1 protein-coding gene is annotated in these 466 nt (G+C 38.2%); it reads left to right on the top strand.

Annotated features, from left to right (window positions below; genetic code table 11):
• Positions 1 to 15: 15 nt before the first annotated feature.
• Positions 16 to 417, top strand: a complete 402-nt coding sequence (locus tag NB463_RS00055) for a hypothetical protein (RefSeq protein ID WP_170891515.1) — start codon at positions 16 to 18, stop codon at positions 415 to 417.
• The last annotated feature ends 49 nt before the right edge of the window (positions 418 to 466 follow it).

The raw sequence follows: 466 nt of genomic DNA, 5'->3' as shown, positions 1-466 counted from the left end.
GAATAGAGGGAATTTATGTACAAGAGTACTGATTTTAGCTTGGATTCAAAAGAGTTCAGGTTTAAGAAAGACTCATATCCTTTGTCTAAGATAAACAATGCTAGGGTTAAAAAGTTAAGTTTTCTTGATAATTTAGGTCAAGTGTTATTCTGGGTGTTTATTTTTTCAGGGGCTGTTTGGTTAGCCATTCCAAGCTTTGAAGAGGCACCGCAATGGCTACAAGTTTTAGTTCTTAGTTTGACGGCTGTAGGTTTCGTTTTTGCTCTTCTTCGTTGTTCTAAATATGCGCTTCAAGTCGAGTTTCGCCACATAGATGAAACGGGCGTTCAATGGGTTAATGTCGCTAAGTCATACTCAAAGTCAGATTGTGAGTTATTTGAACAACAAGTTCTGGCACTGAAGGAGAAGTTCGTATAACAAATTGTTCAAGAGTGATTCGGCACGCGAGGCATTTTTACTATGCGTT

This window comes from Vibrio sp. RM-41-2B, assembly GCF_024744415.1.
GTDB lineage: Bacteria > Pseudomonadota > Gammaproteobacteria > Enterobacterales > Vibrionaceae > Vibrio > Vibrio diabolicus.
This window is presented reverse-complemented; position numbering and strand designations above follow the sequence as displayed.

Excerpts from the sequence above, each read along its gene's own strand:
- NB463_RS00055 (WP_170891515.1), top strand. The coding sequence starts at position 16 with ATGTACAAGAGTACTGATTTTAGCTTGGATTCAAAAGAGTTCAGGTTT.